At 66.9% G+C, this 19,720-nt stretch carries 15 protein-coding genes, 5 pseudogenes, 1 riboswitch and 1 other annotated feature; of the genes and pseudogenes, 14 read left to right on the top strand and 6 right to left on the bottom strand.

What is annotated here, in order from left to right:
- The first annotated feature begins 31 nt into the window (after positions 1–31).
- Together selA and selB are read left to right on the top strand one after the other, a co-directional pair.
- Complete coding sequence (gene selA / locus BLS97_RS17635) at positions 32–1,330, top strand: L-seryl-tRNA(Sec) selenium transferase (protein WP_090478376.1); 1,299 nt, start codon at positions 32–34, stop codon at positions 1,328–1,330.
- The gene (gene selB / locus BLS97_RS17640; protein WP_090478379.1) at positions 1,321–3,084 is read left to right on the top strand and encodes a selenocysteine-specific translation elongation factor; all 1,764 of its coding nucleotides are present in this window, start codon (positions 1,321–1,323) and stop codon (positions 3,082–3,084) included. The genes selA and selB overlap by 10 nt, the downstream gene beginning before the upstream one ends.
- 706 nt (positions 3,085–3,790) lie before the next feature.
- Here selB and thiE read toward each other — a convergent pair.
- Positions 3,791–4,445: pseudogene (gene thiE / locus BLS97_RS24565) on the bottom strand (thiamine phosphate synthase).
- On the opposite strand from thiE, the pseudogene BLS97_RS17650 reads away from it, so the two are divergent.
- The 10 genes and pseudogenes from BLS97_RS17650 to BLS97_RS17695 form a co-directional block, all read left to right on the top strand.
- Positions 4,333–5,145 (top strand): annotated as a pseudogene (locus BLS97_RS17650) (FAD-dependent oxidoreductase); the annotation flags it as partial. The pseudogenes thiE and BLS97_RS17650 overlap by 113 nt on opposite strands.
- A gap of 119 nt (positions 5,146–5,264) precedes the next feature.
- Positions 5,265–5,654, top strand: coding sequence for an FAD-dependent oxidoreductase (locus tag BLS97_RS24570; RefSeq protein ID WP_407938024.1), 390 nt, complete (start codon positions 5,265–5,267; stop codon positions 5,652–5,654).
- Complete coding sequence (gene thiS / locus BLS97_RS17655; protein WP_090478382.1) at positions 5,645–5,845, top strand: sulfur carrier protein ThiS; 201 nt, start codon at positions 5,645–5,647, stop codon at positions 5,843–5,845. Before BLS97_RS24570 ends, thiS begins: the two co-directional genes overlap by 10 nt.
- A 1-nt stretch (position 5,846) precedes the next feature.
- On the top strand, positions 5,847–6,656 hold the full coding sequence (locus BLS97_RS17660; RefSeq protein WP_090478385.1) for a thiazole synthase: 810 nt from the start codon (positions 5,847–5,849) through the stop codon (positions 6,654–6,656).
- 67 nt (positions 6,657–6,723) lie between these two features.
- Positions 6,724–6,835, top strand: a riboswitch (TPP riboswitch).
- A gap of 15 nt (positions 6,836–6,850) precedes the next feature.
- Positions 6,851–8,455 (top strand): phosphomethylpyrimidine synthase ThiC, encoded by a 1,605-nt coding sequence (gene thiC, locus BLS97_RS17665; protein WP_090478388.1) that lies wholly within the window; start codon positions 6,851–6,853, stop codon positions 8,453–8,455.
- Between the two features lie 263 nt (positions 8,456–8,718).
- The gene (locus BLS97_RS17670) at positions 8,719–10,113 is read left to right on the top strand and encodes an Nramp family divalent metal transporter (protein WP_157695499.1); all 1,395 of its coding nucleotides are present in this window, start codon (positions 8,719–8,721) and stop codon (positions 10,111–10,113) included.
- A gap of 469 nt (positions 10,114–10,582) precedes the next feature.
- Positions 10,583–10,987, top strand: coding sequence for a DF family (seleno)protein (locus BLS97_RS17680; RefSeq protein ID WP_197676249.1), 405 nt, complete (start codon positions 10,583–10,585; stop codon positions 10,985–10,987).
- Positions 10,988–11,067: 80 nt separating this feature from the next.
- Entirely contained in the window at positions 11,068–11,649 is a 582-nt protein-coding gene (locus BLS97_RS17685) for a DUF1345 domain-containing protein (protein ID WP_407938065.1), read from the top strand.
- 243 nt (positions 11,650–11,892) lie between these two features.
- Positions 11,893–12,402, top strand: a pseudogene (locus BLS97_RS17690) (helix-turn-helix domain-containing protein); the annotation flags it as partial.
- Between the two features lie 49 nt (positions 12,403–12,451).
- Positions 12,452–13,701, top strand: a protein-coding gene (locus BLS97_RS17695) for an IS3 family transposase (RefSeq protein WP_231988056.1) whose coding sequence is annotated in 2 segments (ribosomal slippage) — positions 12,452–12,737 and positions 12,737–13,701 — 1,251 coding nt in all. Because the reading frame shifts where the segments join, the coding sequence is not laid out codon by codon here.
- Positions 12,736–12,864 (top strand) — a sequence feature (AL1L pseudoknot). Its footprint overlaps the gene before it by 129 nt.
- Here BLS97_RS17695 and BLS97_RS17700 read toward each other — a convergent pair.
- The 3 genes and pseudogenes from BLS97_RS17700 to BLS97_RS17710 form a co-directional block, all read right to left on the bottom strand.
- Positions 13,664–15,109, bottom strand: coding sequence for a sensor domain-containing diguanylate cyclase (locus tag BLS97_RS17700; protein WP_090478408.1), 1,446 nt, complete (start codon positions 15,107–15,109; stop codon positions 13,664–13,666). The two genes, BLS97_RS17695 and BLS97_RS17700, sit on opposite strands and share 38 nt — an antisense overlap.
- A 19-nt stretch (positions 15,110–15,128) precedes the next feature.
- Positions 15,129–15,962, bottom strand: a complete 834-nt coding sequence (gene istB / locus BLS97_RS17705; RefSeq protein ID WP_090478411.1) for an IS21-like element helper ATPase IstB — start codon at positions 15,960–15,962, stop codon at positions 15,129–15,131.
- Positions 15,959–17,337: pseudogene (locus BLS97_RS17710) on the bottom strand (Mu transposase domain-containing protein). Before BLS97_RS17710 ends, istB begins: the two are co-directional and overlap by 4 nt.
- 184 nt (positions 17,338–17,521) lie before the next feature.
- On the opposite strand from BLS97_RS17710, the pseudogene BLS97_RS24575 reads away from it, so the two are divergent.
- Both BLS97_RS24575 and BLS97_RS23965 read left to right on the top strand, forming a co-directional pair.
- Positions 17,522–17,788, top strand: a pseudogene (locus BLS97_RS24575) (recombinase family protein); the annotation flags it as partial.
- A 127-nt stretch (positions 17,789–17,915) separates the two neighbouring features.
- Positions 17,916–18,158: a hypothetical protein gene (locus BLS97_RS23965; protein WP_231988172.1), complete on the top strand. Its 243-nt coding sequence runs from the start codon at positions 17,916–17,918 to the stop codon at positions 18,156–18,158.
- A gap of 378 nt (positions 18,159–18,536) precedes the next feature.
- Here the strand turns inward: BLS97_RS23965 and BLS97_RS24580 are convergent, their stop codons facing one another.
- The gene (locus tag BLS97_RS24580; RefSeq protein WP_090478416.1) at positions 18,537–18,857 is read right to left on the bottom strand and encodes a DUF2180 family protein; all 321 of its coding nucleotides are present in this window, start codon (positions 18,855–18,857) and stop codon (positions 18,537–18,539) included.
- Positions 18,858–19,141: 284 nt separating this feature from the next.
- A complete protein-coding gene (locus BLS97_RS17725) occupies positions 19,142–19,561 on the bottom strand; it encodes a MarR family winged helix-turn-helix transcriptional regulator (protein WP_090478420.1) in 420 nt (139 codons plus the stop codon).
- Positions 19,562–19,720 lie beyond the last annotated feature (159 nt).

Here is a 19,720-nt window from a genome sequence, read left to right on the forward strand (position 1 = left end):
ACGACTGCCCTGAAGTGAAAGGGATACCGCTATGACCGACCCACGGCGGGCGATCCCACGCACCGATACGGTGGTGAATGATCCCCGGCTACGGTCAGCCACGAACCGGCTGGGGAGCAGAGCCGTGAAGGCCGTTGTCACGGAGATTCTTTCCCAGGTGAGGGCCGGCACGGTCCCCATCGACGAGACTGTCCAACGAGTGCTCGATCGGCTGCCGGCGCGCGCGTCCACCCTGACGCCCGTGATCAATGCAACCGGAGTGGTGCTCCACACCAACCTCGGCCGGGCCTGTTTGTCGGCAGCCGCAGTGGACGCAGTCGTCGCCGCATCCGGGTACGTCGACGTCGAGTTCGACCTGGCCGAAGGGGTGCGGGCGTCCCGCGGCCGAGGAGCCTTGGACGCCTTGGCCATCGCGGTGCCGGCCGCGGAGTCGGTGGTGGTCGTCAACAACGGCGCCGCTGCCCTCCTGCTGGCCGTCACCACCTTGGCCGCCGGTCGCGAGATCGTCATCAGTCGCGGCGAGATGGTGGAGATCGGGGACCATTTCCGGTTGCCAGACCTGATGACGTCCGCCGGCGCGCGTCTTCGCGAAGTCGGTACCACCAACCGGACGGTCCTCGCCGACTATGCCGAGGCGATCGGTCCGGACACCGGGTGTGTGGTCAAGATCCATCCCAGCAACTTCCGGATCGAAGGCTTCACCGGATCGGTGAGCACGGCCGAGCTGGCCACCCTGGGCGTCGACGTCATCGCCGACGTCGGTAGCGGATTGCTCGAAGCAGAGCCACTCCTGCCGGACGAGCCAGATGTTTCCAGCGCGCTGATTTCGGGTGCGGCCGTCGTGACCTGCAGTGGTGACAAGCTGTTGGGTGGGCCCCAAGCCGGTCTGGTGTTCGGTCGCGCCGATGTCGTCGAGTTGATGCGACGGCACCCGATGGCTCGCGCGTTGCGATGCGACAAGCTCACTCTGGCGGCACTGGAGGCGACCCTGCGAGGTCCGGAGCCCCCGGCATCCCGCGCACTGCACGTGAAGTCGGACCAGCTCCGGCGGCGCGCCGAGGTCGTCGCGGCCGGACTGGGTGCGACGGCTGTTCCATCCGAGGGTGCCGTCGGTGGCGGGGGAGGGCCCGGGGTGACGCTACCCGGTTGGGCGGTTGCGCTCCCGGCGGAACTGGCCGCCGTGCTTCGGGTCGGCGATCCGGCCGTCGTCGGGCGGATCGCCGGCGGGCGCCTCTTGCTCGACCTGCGGTGCGTGCCGGCCGACCAGGACGACGCGCTGATCGGTGCAGTGCAACAAGCTCGAAGTCGTATCGGCCTGCCGTGCACGTGATCGCCACCGCCGGACACGTCGACCACGGGAAATCGACTCTGGTGCGGGCGTTGACCGGGATGGAACCGGACCGATGGGCGGAGGAAAAGGCCCGCGGGATGACGATCGATCTCGGCTTCGCCTGGACGACGCTTCCGCAGGGTCCGACTGTGGCCTTTGTGGATGTGCCGGGGCACGAGCGATTCATCGGCAACATGCTGGCCGGGGTCGGCGCGGCACCGGCGGTGATGATGGTCGTCGGGGCCGACGAGGGCTGGCGAGCGCAGAGCGCCGAGCACCTGCAAGCTGTGGACGCGCTCGGAGTGCAGCACGGACTGCTGGTGGTCACGCGAGCCGACCTGGCCGATCCGGGGCCGGCGACGGTGAGTGCCTTGGCGAAGATGGCCGGTTCCAGCCTCAGTGCCGTCGAGGCGGTTGCCGTCTCGGGCCGTACCGGCGCGGGTCTGGACGAGCTTCGTGATGCGCTGGCTCGGATGGCGCTTCGACTACCGACGCCGAGGACCGATGGACGGGTGCGTCTCTGGGTGGACCGATCGTTCAGCATCCGGGGCAGTGGAACCGTGGTGACCGGTACGTTGTCCGCCGGGTCCTTGGCCGTCGGCGACACCCTCCACCTGAACGGGCACCCGGTCCGCATTCGTGGCCTGCAGAGTCTGGGCCGGCCGCAGGAGCGGGTGGACGCCCTAGCTCGGGTTGCGATCAATCTGCGGAACGTTGGAGCACGAGAGATCCACCGCGGTTCGGCATTGCTGACGCCCGATGCCTGGATCCCGACGTCAGTGGTCGACGTCCGAACCAACGTCGACACCCCAGACCTGCCGACGAGCCTCGTTCTGCACATCGGCAGCGGCGCGTTCACGGTCCGACTGCGGCAGCTCGGACAGCGAACGGCGCGGCTGACAACGTCAATTCCGCTGCCTTTGGAGCCCGGAGACCGTGGCATCCTTCGGGATCCAGGCCAGGGCCGCATCGTCTGCGGGGTCGAGGTGGCCGATGTGGCGCCGCCGGAGTTCCGCCGGCGGGGCGCCGCGGCCGCGCGGGGAGCCCTCCTCGACGCGATCAAGGGACCGCCGTCACTGGCCGGAGAGGTCAGACGACGTGGGGCGGTCCTCGCGCGAGACCTCGAGCGGGCAGGAATTGACACCACTGATTGGAAGGGCGTGCGTGTCGAGGGGGCCTGGCTGGTCGACCCTACCGGCTGGGAACGCTGGGCCGACCAACTCGTCCGCGCCGTGCGTGCCAACGACGACAAGTACCCACTGCACCCCGGACTTCCGCTGGAAGCCGCACGTCGCGCTGCCAACCTTCCCGACGGTTCGTGGCTTCCCCAGTTGGCTGTAGATGCCGGACTGGAGATCCGGGATGGCCGCGTGACGCGACCCGGGTCGGTTCCGTCACTGGGACCGGCAGAGGCGGCGATGAGGTGCGTGGAGGAACGGCTGCGGTGCAATCCGTTCGACGTGCCCGACCGTCCCGAGCTCCAGCGGTTGAAGCTGGGCCGCGCCCAGTTGGCAGCGGCCGAAGCGGCCGGTCGGATCGTACGACTCACCGACGACATCGTGCTCCTCCCACAGACTCTCACGACCGTCATGATCGAGCTGGCGCGGCTGCCGCAGCCGTTCTCGACCAGCGCCGCTCGCGCATCAATGGGGACCACCAGGCGGGTAGCGGTGCCGCTGCTGGAATATCTGGACCGTGTCGGCCGGACGAAATCGTTGTCGCCAGGGTCGCGGATCGTTGTTGTCAGGGAGTAGATCGGAAAGGCGCGGTTTGGGCGCGGCGCGGATGATCTGGACGGCGGTGGCGCCGCTCGCCGGGCAGCCCCTATCGGACCGCCCCCGGTCCACCCGACTGTCGTCGACCCGGCCACGGCGGATGAGCTACTCGTCGGCCCTACCGAACGCTCGGCGCCGAGGGCCGGGGTGGTCTTGCCGTGCGGGCAGACCTACACCGCCGGCCTGGCAGCACGCCAGGTCGCGCTCAACGACCTGACCGAAGCGGGACGGGCACTGGACGAAGTAGACGCTGCGGGTTGACGCACTCAACGCCCGGATCGTCGAGATTGATCGGTGGATCGCCGGTCACAATGATTCCTCGTCCAAGGACTACCGCCGCACACGGTCCGACTTGAGACAACGGGAGCGGTAGACCGCAACGGCCCGATGGTGGCGCGCCAGCCTGCTACGCATCAGGGCAATCGCGACCCGCTTCAGGCTTTGCCGTCGGCCTGACCGGTAGGGCCGGTGTGGATGAGGATCCGGCGCGTCGCCAGGCGGCTTTGCCAAGTGGGCGTAGACCGATGAGCCAGACGATGACGGTGGATCATTGCGATCTGCGCGCCAGTGAGCCGCTCGGCGGCGACGCCATCTACGGGCCGGCGCCGCGTGGGACCCACCGGCCGACGACGCGTCGGAGCGCGCCGTGACATGGCGTCCGACAGTGGCTGCGCTGCAGCGCTTCTCAGGCGCCGGGGGGGTGCGCGCCGGCCATTCGGGCGGCGAATCGCGCGGCAGCGGAGTGGGGATCGTCGGCGTCGGTGATGGCCCGGACGACGACGATCCGGTCGGCGCCGGCTTCCAGGACCTGGTCGAGGTTGCCCTCGTCGATCCCGCCGATGGCGAACCACGGACGGGTCGGCCGCGTCTGGGCGAGTTCGCGGTGCGGTTGCAGGCCGGTGTGGGGGCGCCCGGGCTTGGTTGGGGGTGGCCCAGATCGGTCCCAAGCAGAAGTAGTCGACATCCGGGTGCTGCGCGGCGTTTGCGGCCTCGGTGAAGCTGTGGCTGCTCAGGCCGATGATCATCTGCGGCCCGACGATCCGGCGGCCCAGAGCGGGGGGCAGGTCCCGCTGACCCAGGTGCAGCACGTCGGCCCCGGCCGCCGCGGCGATGTCGGCGCGGTCGTTGACGGCCAGTAGTTTTCCGTGTCGCCGGCAGGCATCGGCGAACGCGGCCAGCAGCTCCAGCTCCTCGGCCGCTTCCAGGTGCTTTTCCCGTAGCTGGATGATGTCGACGCCGCCGGACAGAACCGCGTCCAGGAACTGGGGCAGGTCACCCTGGCGGCGGCGGGAGTCAGTGCACAGATACAGACGGGCGTCGGCAAGGCGGGATCGGGTCACTGGTGCATCCAACCAGCAAGCCGCGACGCCCTACGCTGCCAGGGTGTCTCGTCCCCGTGGTGATGTGGTGATCGTCGGCGGTGGCGTCATCGGACTGGCCTGTGCCTTCCGGCTCTCCGAGGCCGGGGCCGAAATCACCGTCGTCGACCCGGGTGGCGCGGCCGGTGCGAGCTGGGCCGCGGCCGGGATGCTCGCTCCGCTGAGCGAGGCCGGTTTCGGCGAGCAGGATCTCGTGGAGCTCAACGTCGCTGCGGTTGCCGAATTCCGTGTGTTGGCCGAGGCCCTGGATGAGCTGCCCGGTGAGTCGGTCGGTCTGCGGACCGAGGGCACGCTGGCCGTGGCCTTCAACACCGGCGACAAGGCTGCGCTGGCGCGCATGAGCGCCTACCGCAATTCGTTGGGCTGGGCCACCCAAACACTGACCGGAAGCGCGACCAGGAAACTGGAGCCATTCCTGGCCGCGGGTGTCAACGGCGGTGTGCTGGCCGGCGGCGACCTGTCGGTCGACAACCGGCGGTACCTGCGTTCGCTGCAGCGAGCCACCGCGGCCCGGGGTGTGCGAATGGTGACCGGCACCGTCAGCCGGCTCGACCGGACCGGTGGTCGGGTCAGCGGCGTCACCACCGACTCCGGGGAACAGCTGCCGGCCGCGACGGTGGTGCTCTGCGCCGGCGCGCAGTCCGGTCGGTTGTCCGGGTATCCGATCCATCCGGTCAAAGGCCAGATTCTTCGGTTGCAGATCCCCCCGAGGTTGCTGGCCGCAGGTCCGGTGCTCACACACACCCTCCGCGCGTTGGTCAGGGCCAGGAGGTCTATCTGGTGCCCAGGGCAGGGGGCGAGGTGGTGCTCGGCGCCACCCAGGAGCAGCAGGGTTTCGACACCGTGGTCACCGCCGGCGGTGTGTTCGAGTTGCTGCGCAACGCATACGAGCTCCTGCCGATCTCCTCGGAATTCGAGATGGCGGAGATGCGGGCCGGTCTGCGGCCCGGCACGCCCGACAACGGGCCGCTGCTCGGGGAGACCGAACCGGGCCTGATTCTGGCCACCGGCCATCACCGCAATGGGATCCTGCTGTCAGCATCCACCGCGGTCGCAGTGACGGCCCTGCTCGCCGGCGGCCCGTTAGCACCACAATGGGAGCCCTTCCAACCGGATCGGTTTCCCAAGACCGACAAACCGACGAACGAGGGAGATCAGCGATGCAGGTAATGCTCAACGGGGTACCCGCCGACCTGGCCGACGGCCTGACCATGGCCGACGTGGTGCACACGATCAGCACCAAGACGTCCGGGATCACCGTTGCCCACAACGGCGAGGTCGTACCCCGGGGCGAATGGCCCGCGGTGGATCTTCGCGATGGCGACCGACTCGATGTGCTGACCGCAGTGCAGGGCGGCTGAGATGAGAGACCTCGATGTCCTGACGGAGTCGACCGAGCCGGATCCGTTCGTCATTGCCGACCTGACGTTCTCCTCGCGGTTGATCGTCGGCACCGGCGGCGCCCCGAGTCTGGCCGGCCTCGGCGAAATCCTCCGCGAATCCCGCACCGACCTGACGACGGTGGCGATGAGGCGGATCGGACCCGATGCGACCGGATCGGTGTTGGACGTCCTTCGCGAAGTCGGTGTGCGGGTGCTGCCCAACACGGCCGGATGCCGCACCGCCGCCGAAGCGGTGCTGACGGCCCGACTCGCCCGCGAGGCATTGGAAACCCAATGGATCAAGGTGGAGGTCGTCGCGGACGAACACACCCTGCTGCCGGACGGACTGGAGTTGTTGGCCGCGTGCGAACAGTTGGTCGATGACGGGTTTGTGGTCCTGCCCTACACCAACGACGACCCGATCCTGGCCCGGCGGTTGGAGCAGGTGGGTTGCGCGGCGGTGATGCCCGGCGGATCCCCGATCGGCTCCGGGCTCGGTATCGCCAACCCCCACAACATCGCCCAGATCGTTGCCGGCGCTGGGGTTCCGATCATCCTGGACGCCGGTATCGGCTCGGCTGCTGATGTGGTCCAGGCGATGGAACTGGGCTGCGATGCCGTGCTGGTCGCCTCGGCCGTCACCCGGGCCGCGCAACCGATCCGGATGGCAAGGGCCATGCGGCTGGCGGCCTGCGCCGGCCGGGATTCCTATCTCGCGGGCCGTATCCCGCGCCGCTGGTCGGCCGAGGCATCCTCGTCGTACGAGGGCATGCTGGAAGGAATGCTGTAGCACCGCAGATCAAACGAATATCGGGGCCGCCGGATGCACGATCCCGGTAGCTCTGGCATAGTGAGCACCAATGACCCGCGGGAGCCCGGTAAGTCCGGGCTGAGAGGGAGGCACTCCAGCCTCCGACCGCCGAACCTGATCCGGATAATGCCGGCGCAGGAAGGGAAGATCCGATGGCGTCTGCAACCCATTCGATGAGAAGCAAGGTTTATCAACAGGGTTCACGCCCGGACCTGAGGGTGCCGTTCACCCGGGTGGAACTGTCGGGCGGCGAACCGCCGGTCCTGCTGTACGACACCTCCGGACCTGGCGGTGACCTTACGATGGGTCTGCCGGAACTGCGCCTGGGCTGGATCACCGAACGCGGCGACGTCGACACCGCCCCGGCGGTGGGGCCCGCCAACGAGGGACGGATGGTCCGGCGGGCGCGGGCCGGCCGGCGCGTGACGCAATTGCACTATGCCCGCAGCGGCATCATCACGCCCGAGATGGAGTTCGCCGCGATCCGCGAGCAGATGGACCCGGAGGCGGTGCGCGCCGAGATCGCTGCCGGCCGCGCGATTCTGCCCAACAACATCAATCATCCGGAATCCGAGCCGATGCTGATCGGCGAGAAGTTCCTGGTAAAGGTCAATGCCAACATCGGTACCTCAGCGGTGTCCTCCGGCATCGCCGAAGAGGTCGACAAGATGAGCTGGGCGTGCACGTGGGGCGCCGACACCGTGATGGACCTGTCCACCGGCAAGCACATCCACCGCATCCGCGAGGCGATCGTGCGGAACTCCCCGGTCCCGATCGGGACCGTTCCGCTCTACCAGGCGCTTGAGAAGGTCAACGGCGACCCGCAATTGCTGACGTGGGAGATCTACCGAGACACCGTGATCGAGCAGGCCGAACAGGGCGTGGACTACATGACAGTCCACGCCGCGGTACTGCTGGCACACGTTCCGCTCGCCGTCGACCGGGTCACCGGGATCGTCTCGCGCGGCGGATCGATCATGGCTGCGTGGGCACTGGCCCGGCACGAGGAAAATTTCCTCTACACCCGCTTCCGGGATCTCTGTGAAATCTTCGCCCAATTCGACATCGCGTTCTCCCTCGGCGACGGTCTACGGCCCGGCAGCATCGCCGACGCCAACGACGAAGCGCAGTTCGCCGAACTGAGGACCCAGGGTGAATTGACCACGATCGCGTGGGAATACGACGTGCAGGTGATGAACGAGGGCCCGGGCCACGTCCCCTTGCACAAGATCAAGGAGAACGTCGACAAACAAAAACTGTGGTGCTCGGACGCGCCTTTTTACACCCTCGGGCCGCTGACGACCGACATCGCCCCGGCTTACGACCACATCACCTCGGCCATCGGCGCCGCGGTGATCGCCATGCACGGCACCGCGATGCTCTGCTACGTCACTCCCAAGGAACACCTCGGACTGCCGAACCGCGAGGACGTCAAAGCCGGGATGATCGCCTACAAGATCGCCGCCCACGCCGGTGATCTCGCCAAGAATCACCCCGGCGCGCAGGTCTGGGACGACGCGCTGTCCAAGGCCCGGTTCGAATTCCGCTGGGAGGACCAGTTCAACCTGGCCATCGACCCGGACCAGGCCCGCTCCTACCACGACGAGACCCTCCCCGCCATCGGCGCCAGGACTGCACACTTCTGCTCCATGTGCGGACCGAAATTCTGCTCCATGAAGATTTCCCACGAACTCAAGGATCTCGCCGCCCAGGGAATGGCCATGAAGTCGGCCGAATTCAAGGAGGCCGGCGCAAAGCTCTATCTCCCACTGGCCTAGCCGACCACTATCATCATGCGCCGCCACATTGAACAGCAACGCTCGAAGGGCTCGATTCCGGGGGCCTGCGGCTGGTCCACCCCCTCATCAGTCGTCACAGCGTCAATGGTGTCAGCGATGATCTGCTACCTCTCGGTCGCACCAGATCCACCATTTAAAATTGACAGTCCGTCGCCGGCATCTGAGGCCTGTCTACGGTGTACGGTTCCGCGATGTGGTCCAGAACCCCGAGAAACCTTCGGAGTCGCAGGAAAGGAGACGCTGTGCCTGACGCTGCCGACTCCTCTGCAGAGTTGGTGCCTGCGGCCGCTGGGAAGGGTGACGCCGAAGGTTCGCAACTGCGGAGTGAGGTCGATCTGACCCAGGGTCCGCACCGGACCGGTTGGCGGTATTACCTGCGCGCCATTGGTCCCGGCCTGGTGACCGGGGCGAGCGATGACGACCCCTCCGGCGTGGCCACCTACAGCCAGGCCGGCGCGGCCCAGGGTTACGGCATGCTGTGGGTCAGTCTTGTTACCTTTCCGCTGATGGCGGCCGTGCAGGAGATCTGCGATCGTACGGCGCTGGCCACCGGCAAGAGCCTGGGCGAGCTGGTCGTCATTCGATGGCGAAGTCGACCGGCGCGGATCTTCTTCGGGGCCTTGCTGATCGGCCTGCTCGCCGCAAACGCACTGAACATCGCCGCCGACCTGGTCGCGGTCGGATCCGGAATGACCTTGCTGCATGCCGGTCCCACCTGGCTCTGGGCCCTTGTGGCCGGCGTCGCGACCACGGCCCTGGTGATGTTCGGTTCGTTCGCCCGGATCGCCCTGGTGTTCAAGGTGCTCTGCGCCGCGCTACTGGTCTATTTCGTCGTCGCCATCTTGGTGCATCCACCGGCCGGGCAAGTGCTGCGGGGCACCTTTGTCCCCCAGATGCAGCTCAATCCCACCTACCTCACGTTGCTGGTGGCCGTGCTGGGTACCACCATCAGCCCCTACCTTTTCTTCTGGCAATCGGCGCACCGCCTCGAGGACATGCGAGACGAGCCAGAGCAGGGACGACGCGCGGTTCCGCTGGCCGAACGTGACAGCAGCAAATCACGGCGCAAGCTTCGCGCATCCAGGCTGGATGTCATCGCCGGGATGGCGTTCAACAACCTGGTCATGTTCGCCATCATCGTGTCGACCTCGGCCACGCTGCACGCCCACGGCACCACGAACCTGAACAGCGCGGCCGACGCAGCGAAGGCGCTGGAACCTTTGGCCGGCCGCTGGGCCGGAGCCCTGTTCGCGTTGGGATTCATCGGCTCGGGAATGCTCGCTATTCCAGTCCTGGCCGGCGCCGGGGCCGCTGGTATGGCAGGACTGTTGGGCCGGCGGTTCGGTTTCTCTCGTTCGGTCCGCCAGGCCCCCGTGTTCTACGGCCTCGTCGCCGTCGGAACTCTGGGGGGCACCGCTCTCACCCTGGCCCACGTCGACCCCGTTCAGCTCCTGGTCATCAGCGCCTACATCAACGGTGTCGCCGCCGCGCCCTTCCTTCTCCTGGTGATGCTCATCTCGAGCAGCAGGACAATCATGGGCCCCCACCGCAACGGACGGATCGCAACAACGCTGGGATGGGCCACCATGGTCCCCATGACCACCGCCGCAATCACCAGCTTCATCGTCGGCGGCTGACCCCGGCCGGCCCGGCCGGGCGCGGCCGCAATTTTCGCTCGTCGTATGGGGCCCCGCTCATGGCGACCGCTGAGCCGCACTGGCTGACTCCGCGTGGCCTACGAGCCCGCCGCAGCGCAGGCCCTCGTGCGAAACAATCCCGGGTGCTCAGCCATCGCCGAGAGTGACCGCCGCTGGCTGCCCTACCGGCGCGGCCTTGGCCTGACGGCCCTGATCGCCGACGTTGCCGGGCATCACCGGCGGCAGTGGCGGCGATGATGATGACCAGAACGTCAGCGTCCACCAGGCCGCCGGATGAATGATCGTCAAGACCACCGGGACCACCCCGGTCGACCAGGGCGCCCCGGACGAGCCGGTCGGACACAAACACGACGGGCCGAGTAATCGGCCTGGTCACCGCGATGAAAAGTCCGCATGAGTGGGCGAGCCGAGTAGCTCCCGTGAACCGTGAGTAGGGACGATGTCAAACATGAAGGTTGAACTGCTGGTTGTGCCTGGATGTCGGCACACTGATCCGGCGTATGCGCTGTTGCAGCAGGTGCTTGCCGATCTGCGCGTGGGCGCTGCGGTCTCTACCGTGACGGTGAGCACCGCGGAGCAGGCGCAGCAGCTGCGTTTTCTCGGTTCGCCCACGATCCTCATCGACGGGGTTGATCCTTTTCCTCAACCTGGGCAGCGGCCGGCGTTGGCGTGCCGCCTCTATCCGGGCGTGGACGGCCCGGCCGGGCTGCCGGCCCGGGCCGCGCTCAGCTCAGCGCTGACCCGAGCAGCCCAGCCGAGCTTTCCTGCCGTGCCGACGTCGGCGCCCTCGCAGGAACAGCGGCAGCGCAGTGAAGCCGCACCCGCCATCACCGACATCACCTCCGGCCGATGATCACCGGCGACGGTCGGCGGGATCTGCCGCACCGCGGGCGGGGTAACGGGGTGTCGGCGCGAACGCGGCTGTTGACTGCGATGGTCATCGGCGTCGCTGTGGGCGTGGGTGTGTCGATCCCGGGGACCTGGCGATACGGGGTGTTGATCGGCTGGATCGCCGCGGCGGCGGTGTTCCTGGTGTGGATGTGGTACTCCCTCTGGCCGATGGATGCGGCGGCGACGGCCAGGCATGCCACCACCGAGAATCCCGGCCGTGGCCTGACCGAGGTGACGATGATCGGCGCGTCGCTGGCCAGCCTCCTCGCGGTCGGGCTATTGCTGGCGGGCGGCTCGGGGAACAAGTCGATCCAGGCCGGGGCGAGCATCTTGGCGGTCGCCGCAGCGTGGAGTTCGGTGCACACCGTGTTCACCACCCGCTATGCGCGGCTGTACTACACCGGCAGCGACGGCGGGATCGACTTCAACCAGGACGACCCGCCCCAGTACTCCGACTTCGCCTACCTGGCGTTCACCATCGGGATGACCTTCCAGGTGTCGGACACGGACCTCAAGACCAAGCCGATCCGCGGTACCGCGCTGCGGCACATGCTGCTGTCCTTCCTGTTCGGGGCGGTCATCATTGCCACCACCATCAACCTGGTCGCCGGCCTCAGCAAATAGATCACGCCCCGCGGCGGCCAGCGCAGTCGGATGTTGGGCCGCGGCGTCCAGTGTCCCGCCGCGGCTGAGCTTGGCAGAGGAGGTCGCACGGTCAACTCGACTGTTCTGAAGCGGCATGGACGCCGCCGACCTGCCCCTGCCGTTGCTGGGCGGCGGTGCGTCGTTGGTGACATTCTGGAGGGCTTCTAAGCTAGTGTCGCGTGTCGGAAGTGACTTTACTGTCGGTGTTTGAGAAAATGGGTCATGTCGATCGCTGCCCCGCTGGTCCTGCGTCCTGGTGACGAACCGAAGCTGACCGCCCTGCTGCGGGCCACGACGGTTGGGGCCGGGGTGGCGCAGCGGGCCAGGATCGTGTTGCTGGCCGCGGAAGGAATGCCGAACGTAGCGATCAGCCAGCTGGTAGGCGTATCCCGACCGACGGTGCTGGAATGGCGGAACCGTTACACCGCCGGTGGTATCGCAGCGTTGCAGGATTTGGACCGGTCGGGGCGGCCGCCGGTCATCGACGACGCTGCGGTCGTGGTCGCGACCTTGAAACCGCCGCCGCCGTCGTTGGGGGTGACCCACTGGTCAGCGCGACTGCTGGCCGCGCAGCTGGGGATCTCCTTCGCCTCGGTTGCCCGGATCTGGCGGGAATGGAACCTGCAACCATGGCGTCAGGAAACCTTCAAGTTCTCCACCGACCCGGAACTGGACGCCAAGGTCCGCGACGTCGTCGGGCTCTACCTCAACCCACCGCAGAAGGCCGTGGTGAGTCACCCCGGCATGTCCGGACACTCCTCTTGTTAGGAAAGATGGAGTCATGGCGAGTACGTCGAAGCGGTACCCGGCCGAGTTGAAGGACCGGGCGGTGCGGATGGTGGCGGAGATCCGGTCCGATCATGGGTCGGAGTGGGCGGCGGTGGAGTCGGTCGCGGCGAAGTTGGGGATCGGGACTGCGCAGACGGTGCAGAACTGGGTCCGCCGCGCCGAGGTCGATGCCGGCAAACGGCCGGGGGTGTCCTCCGAGGCGGCGGAGGAGCTGCGGAAGTTGCGGGCGGAGAACCGAGAGTTGAAGCGGGCCAACGAGATATTGAAGTCGGCGTCAACTTTTTTCGCGGCGGAGCTCGACCGCCGACAGAAGTGATCATCAGCTACATCGATCAGCACAAGGCGGAATACGGCGTCGGGACGATCTGCCGGGTGCTCACCGAGCACGGCTGCAAGATCGCGTCGTCCACCTACTACGACCGCACCCACCAGCAGCCCTCCGCCCGCGCTGTCCGGGACGAGGCGCTGTCCGCGCAGGTCAGTGCGGTGCATGCGGAGAACTACGGCGTCTACGGGGCGCGGAAGGTGTGGTTGACGCTGAACCGGGAAGGCACCGCGGTGGCCCGGTGCACGGTGGAGCGGCTGATGCGCCGGCTCGGTCTGGTCGGGGCTCGTCGGGGCAAGGTCAAACGCACCACTATCGCCGACCCGCAAGCGCAACGGGCCAGTGATCTGGTGGATCGTCATTTCGACCCGGAGGCGCCAGATCGCCTATGGGTGGCCGACTTCACGTATGTTTCGACGTGGTCCGGGTGGGTGTACGTGGCGTTCGTGATCGATGCCTACTCCCGTCGGATCGTGGGGTGGCGATCGGCGACCACGATGACCGCGCAACTCGTCCTGGACGCCATCGAGCACGCGATCTGGACCCGGCAACGTGAAGGGGTGCAGGACCTTTCGGGGCTGATTCACCACAACGACCGCGGATCTCAATATACGTCTGTGGCGTTCACCGAGCGGCTGGCCGACGCCGGCATCGACGCCTCCGTTGGTCGCACCGGGGATAGTTTCGACAATGCTCTGGCCGAGACGATCAACGGGCTCTACAAGACCGAGCTGATCAAGCCCCGCGGCCCGTGGCGGACCGTCGAGCAGGTCGAAGTCGCCACCCTGGAATGGGTCGACTGGTTCAACCACCGCCGCCTGTACGAGCACAACGGCGACCTCCCACCGGTCGAACTCGAGCAGGCCCACTACGCTCAAATCAGAGCCCAGCAAACCGCTGCGCTCTCAAACCCGTAGGTGTCCGGACATGCCGGGGTGGTTCAGCTTCGGCGATCAGTTGTTGTGGTGTTTGGTGGCCGGCCGGGTGGATTGGGGTGTAGCCGATGCTGGCTTGGACTTGCAGGCGGGTGCCGCCGGGGAGGGTGATCAGGGCACCTATGGTGGTGATGATTTTTGTTGTCAGCTGGTGTGTGTGGGTTGTTGTCAGGTTGTCGGCGACGACGACGAACTCGTCGCCGCCGATCCGGGCGACAAGATCCTCTGGTCGTACGGCTGCGGCGATCCGGTCGGCGACGATGGTGAGGACTTGATCTCCGGTGGGGTGTCCGTGCCGGTCGTTGACGGTTTTGAATCCGTCTAGGTCGATGAACAGTACAGCTCCGGTTGATCCTGTGTGCTGCGCGGTGGTTACCGCTTCAAGGAGCCGGGTGATCAACGCTGTGCGGTTGGCCAGGCCGGTCAAGGGGTCGTGTTGGGCTTGGTGTTGGAGCGCTTGGTGTTGTTCTCTGCGGTGGGTGATGTCCTCGATCTGTCCGATGGCGTAGTCCGCGGTCCGGTTGGGGCTGCCGGAGGAGCTGACGGTGATGGTGACCCATACAGGTGTGCCGTCGCCTTTGATGTATCGCTTGTCCCGCTGGTACATCGATTCGGTCCCGGTGTGCAGGGCCCGCAGCTGCCGCACGTCTTCTGCTTGGTCATCGGGGTGGGTGAGTTGCGCGCTGGTGAGCTGGAGTATTGCGTTCTCCTCCCGTCCCACGATGCGGCAGAACATCGGGTTGACCCGTAGGTACCGGCCGTAGTTGTCCGGGGCTAGGGAGATCAGCGCCATGCCGATGCCGGCGCGGTCAAAGGACCGGCGGAACAAGCGTTCAGAAGCCCGCAGCTGTTCGGTGATGTTGGCGTTGTCGATGGCCGCTCCGGCCTGTAGCGCCAAGATCTCCAGCAACTCACGCTGTCGTCGACCCGGCCGCCGGCCGTTGATCGGTAGGTCCACCGACAACACCCCCACGAGGGTTCCGGTGGGGGAGTGAAGCGGTGCGTACAACGCGTCCAGAGGGTGCCATCGGCGACCCCGGGTCCGCCCCGTGGGCGACGGCGGGATCCAACCTCTTCCGCTGGCGTCGCTGACCCTGCCGTGCGGTACGAACAACAGTTTGCCCCACACGTCAGCGACAGCGAACTCATCCTCGTAGAGTTGGCGGGCCTTCTTCGTTCCCAGCAGGAAACTGCGGGCTTCCTCGCTGCCGGACACGGCGACCATTTCCAGCACCTCACCCGAGCCCAGCACACTTAAGGCCGCCACGTCGAACCCGGCGAACGTGACGACCGCGTCGGTGATCGCCTGCACCGTCTGGGCGATCTGCGGGGCGCCATGGACCCCGATGATCACCTGATGGAGACGATGGGCCCCGATGATGGCGCTCACCGAAATTCCCCAGTCTCGCTCAGCGAAATTGGCCACTTGGTGACCGGTCAAGCGTAGCGGTTGCTGGTTGGACGGTGCGGCGGAGGTTGTCGGTGCGGGCTTGGTGGTCGCGCAGGCGATAGGACTCTCCGGTGATGTCGATGACCACTGACCGGTGTAGTAGGCGATCCAAAAGTGCTGCAGCAACGGTGTTGTCGCCGAGCACCTGACCCCATTCAGTGACTGGACGGTTGGTCGTCATGATGATCGAGGACTTCAGATACCGCTGATTGACAACTTGGAACAGTGCGGACGCCGCTTCGGCCGGCAGTGGCAGGTAGCCCAGCTCATCGATCACCAAGCACGCCGGACCCGCGTAGAACCGCATGGTGGTGGCCCACCGGCCTTCGATGGCGGCTCGGTGGCAGCGGGCGGCCAGGTCGGCGGCGTTGGTGAAGTAGGTTCGGTGGCCGCCTTCGGCGACTTTGCGGGCCAATCCGACGGCGAGCATCGTCTTGCCGACGCCGGGCGGGCCGATGAGCAGGATGTTCGTCGCGGTCTGAAGGTAGCGGTTGGAGGCGAGGTCGCGGATCAGAGCGGGGTCGACGCCGGGTTGCGCTTCGTAGTCGAAGTCCTCGAGGGTGGCGGGGCTGGGCAGGTTGGCGAACCGCAACCGCCCGGTTAACCGGCGGGCTTCGGTGGCGTCCACTTCGATGCGGAATAGTCGTTCCAGGGTGGCCGTTGGGGAGAGCTTCTCGGTTTTCGCTTGGTCCAGGACGGTCGGCAAGGCCGCGGCGGCGTCGGGCAGCCGCAGGTAGTTCAGGTGGTCTCGGAGCTGTTGGTAGCGGCTGGCCTCGCTTGTGGTTGGGGTCATTTTTGTTCCTTCGCAACGGGTGTGGGGTCGGTGGGTAGGGTGCGGCGGCGGGCGGCCGCCTCGGCGTATTGGGTCAGATCGATGACCGAGCCGGTCGGCCTGGTCGGGGCCGACTGTTCGCCGCGTAAGAGCGCGGCGGCTTCGCGGGCGGCCGGGCCGGGTGGGATCCGCCGTTTGGAGCGGTGCGGTGCGGCGGTGGTGAACGCTGTCAGTGCGGCGGTGTTCAACGCGGTCACGTCCGCTTCGGCGCGGACGGTGACGCCGGCGCCGTCGGGTTTGCGGGCGTGAACGGCGACGGTCACCCCCGTGGTGGTGATGATCGAGATGGTGGCCGCGCCAAGTCGGTGGGTCACACTCATTTGTTGACCGACGTGCACGGGTGGGACGGAGTAGGTGTTGCCGCGGAAGGACACCAATGCCTGCGCGGAGACCTTGCGGTTCACTGACGCCACCGCGATCGGCGGGGTCGCCGGGACCGGCCGCAGCGGTTCCCGTGAGGCGAGATCGGCGACGGGCAATGATTGCCGTCGGCATCGACCCGCTTTCGTTGGTCGGTGACCGATGCGCAGAACTGATCCAACGACGTCTGGGCTTGCGCGGCGGTGACCTCGTCGGGAAGCGACCGCCACCACCGTTGCGCGACCGTGTGGTTTGCCTTCTCGACAACGCCTTTGCGGTTGCCGCGCCGGGGTGGACACGGCCGCACCCGCACCCCGAAGTGTTTCGCGATCGGGGCGTAGGTGGCCGTCACCGTCCCCGAACCCGGCTGCACCACCGTCGCCATCCGATCGAACCGCCAGTCCTTGGTGAGGCCACCGAGTTTCATCGCGACCTGGTGTTGGGCTTCGGCTAGCTGCGGCTGCTGCATCGACTCACAGAGCACCCCGCGCCACTTAGAGGAGTGAGATAGCGCCCCCACCAATAGAAACGCCTTCTTGCCGTAGCCGTCCCACCCCGGCGGCGGGTCAGGGAGTTCCACCCAGTCCCACTGCGTTTCCTCACCGGCGGGGTGCTCTATCACCGCAGCCGGGCGGCCCTTGGTGGGGTGGCACGGTTCGCACGCCGGCCGCACCCCCCGCAGCCGCAACGCCCGGGTGAACGAAGGATAGGACCGCTCGTAGCCGAGCTTCACGACCTCGTCGAACAACGCGGTGGCCCACAGATGCGGATCCTCGGTCAGCCGGGCCGAGCAGTAGTCGACGAACCGGGTGAAGCTGTCCTGCGCGGCGGGCGCCCGCTTCCCGACCTGCCGTTTCCCGTCCAGATAGGCCCGGACGGTCTTGCGGTCCCGGCCGACATGCCGGGCGATCGCCGAGATCGTCCACCCTCGTTTTCGTAGTGCATGGATGTCCACGTCGTCCTCCTGTGTGAGCATGAGGCGGGGCCCTTCCGAGTAGCTGGTGTGTGGTCAGAGACCGCCAGCATCGGGAGGGCCCCGCCTCGATTGCGGGAGCCACGCAGGTGGGGAATTTCAGTGAGCAGGTCTGGGGAAGTTCAGGTGAGCGCCATCACCAGCACTGATCCGCACCCCGGCCTGCGGCAGCAGGGCTCGCCACGGCGTGCAGCAATGCTTCTTCGACATCGGGAGGATCGGTCTCAACCTGCCGGCGGACGCGCTCGACGCCGCGATCGTCGCCGCCGGCGAAGGCGGAACCCTCGCGGTCACCAAACTCTCACGCCTAGCCCGGAGTCTGGCCGAATTGGGTCAGGTGCTCTTTCGGCTCGCCGAACAGAACATCACGCTCCAGGTCGGTCCGGCCACCTTCGACCTGCGCCAATCCGACCAGCCGCTGATCGGCGTGATCAGTGTGGCCGCCGACTTCGACGCCGACCTGGCCGCCCAGCGCGCCACCGAGGGCTGGCGAACCGCTCGCAGCTCGGGCCAGCTGCCCGGCCGCAAGCCCAGCCTGACGCCCGCGCAGGAAGCAGAAATCGCCCAGCTGAGCCGCGCCGGTGACCACGAAACAGCGCCTCCTGGGCGTCCTTCCCGCAGCATCCCTTATCACCGGCGCGCTCCTGGCGTCCGTCATCCTGGCTCCGGCCGCCGCCGCGGCCACCCCCGCCATCCCCGCCGCGAGTACGGCAGCGTTCGCCCCGGCCGCGACCATGAAGACCGTCCTGAAACTGGACCAGCTGCGCCCGCAGATCTACCTCGCACCGTGGACAGCGACCGGATCCCTCACGGCGGCGAGTTAGGGCGTCGCGGCCCGGGCTGTCACCCTGTACGGCGAGAACTACCGGGACAGCAGTTCTGCCATCCCGGACAAGCGCCGGCCGTCCGCATCCTCCTGAGATGGCTTGCAGTGCGGGCGGCCCTCTTCTGTAGCTCCTTGCAGCCGGGCGGCTGATGGCTTGCGGAAGGCATGCGCCATTGACGATGACCCGGTCTGCAAAGGCGAATGGATCGGTTGATCGGGCGGTCTGGGTGAGGTCGATCCGAAGCCCTGCCGAGCCTGCGGTCGGGCAGAGGTACGCGGTGTCGGACGCTTGAGGCGAACAGGATGGATAGACCCCAGGGCAGCGGGATCAGACTCCGCGGGCCGGCGCCCGATCAATTCTGCGAAAGTTGTGACATCACATCGGCATTGCAGCCATGGGCCACGATCCTTGCCGGTTTGACAAGACCTTCTCGCAGTCATTGCAGGTCAGTGCACGAGTGAACTTGGGGATGTAGGTACCTGGGCTGCTGGTGTGGGCCAACTCGTGGGCATCCAGATGCAGGTGATCCGCGCATACCCCGGCGCCGCAGCTGGTGCATGTACCTACAGCCTGCACCGACAACCCGCTGGCCGAGCATTCAAAGCAGTTCATTACACACCTCATTGAATAAGAATGACAACTGCAAACCGAGCCGATCGCTAACAGTCGAAGATGTTGACACGAAGCATATTTCATTGTCCCACAGCTGAAGATCGGTCACCTGGAGGCGACCTTCTCGGGTTAAGGAGGGTGTGCCGACGGGCCGAGGTCTGAGACTCGAGGACATTCGGCGCGAACTATCTCCAGGGCAACGGCAACCATCCGGCTTTGCTGTTGCGACGGCGCGTCGACCACTGGGTCCGTCGAACCAAAGTGAATGCGGCCGGGTGCCGGGCCCAAGGGCCCCTCGAACAGGTGCCGGTAGATCGGCCGGTCGGGTTTGGGCCCGCTAGGCGGTGTTGGGAGCGGACGGCCTGGTTTCAGGGGATCGTGAGGGTGTCGATCATGGACTCGAATAGAGGGATCAGGCGGTCGATCTCCTCCAGATGCGCGCTGGTGAGTGCCTCCAGGGTGCGTGCTCCCTGGGCCGAGAGTTGCAGTCGAACGGCACGGTGATCGTTGGAGTCCTTGGTGCGGATGATCAAGCCGGCGGCTTCGGAGCGGTCGGCAAGTTCGACCGCGGAGTGCTGCCGGATCAGCAGGTACTCGGCTGCTTCGCTGATGGTGGGCCCGTGGTCGCCGGGGTGCCCACGGATTGCGAGCATCAGCTGATGCTGGCTGGCGGTGAGGCCGTGGCCGGTTGCCTGCGCGGCGCTCCATCGTTCGAACTGGCGCAGCGCGGTGCGGACGGTGAGCAGACGGGTGTAGTCGGCGTCGCCGATCTGACGGCGTCCTGACATCGTTCACCTCTGCTTCGTCGGCGTGCCCGCCCGAATAGCTTCTCACATCGTCTCACGATACACTCTCACCTCGTGTCACGACATAAATTGCGGTCACGCGAGGCGGATCCAATACCCTCCGGCGGAGTCGACGTGGGACCGGCGCCGGGTCGCGATGTC

The sequence above is a fragment of the Nakamurella panacisegetis genome (genome assembly GCF_900104535.1).
GTDB classification, from domain to species: domain Bacteria; phylum Actinomycetota; class Actinomycetes; order Mycobacteriales; family Nakamurellaceae; genus Nakamurella; species Nakamurella panacisegetis.

Coding starts and splice junctions, on each gene's coding strand:
- BLS97_RS17685 (WP_407938065.1), top strand. CDS start 11,068: ATGGTCATCGGCGTCGCTGTGGGCGTGGGTGTGTCGATCCCGGGGACC.
- thiC (WP_090478388.1), top strand. CDS start 6,851: ATGAGAAGCAAGGTTTATCAACAGGGTTCACGCCCGGACCTGAGGGTG.
- BLS97_RS17680 (WP_197676249.1), top strand. CDS start 10,583: ATGAAGGTTGAACTGCTGGTTGTGCCTGGATGTCGGCACACTGATCCG.
- selA (WP_090478376.1), top strand. CDS start 32: ATGACCGACCCACGGCGGGCGATCCCACGCACCGATACGGTGGTGAAT.
- BLS97_RS24580 (WP_090478416.1), bottom strand. CDS start 18,857: ATGAAATATGCTTCGTGTCAACATCTTCGACTGTTAGCGATCGGCTCG.
- thiS (WP_090478382.1), top strand. CDS start 5,645: ATGCAGGTAATGCTCAACGGGGTACCCGCCGACCTGGCCGACGGCCTG.
- BLS97_RS17725 (WP_090478420.1), bottom strand. CDS start 19,561: ATGTCAGGACGCCGTCAGATCGGCGACGCCGACTACACCCGTCTGCTC.
- istB (WP_090478411.1), bottom strand. CDS start 15,962: ATGACCCCAACCACAAGCGAGGCCAGCCGCTACCAACAGCTCCGAGAC.
- BLS97_RS17660 (WP_090478385.1), top strand. CDS start 5,847: ATGAGAGACCTCGATGTCCTGACGGAGTCGACCGAGCCGGATCCGTTC.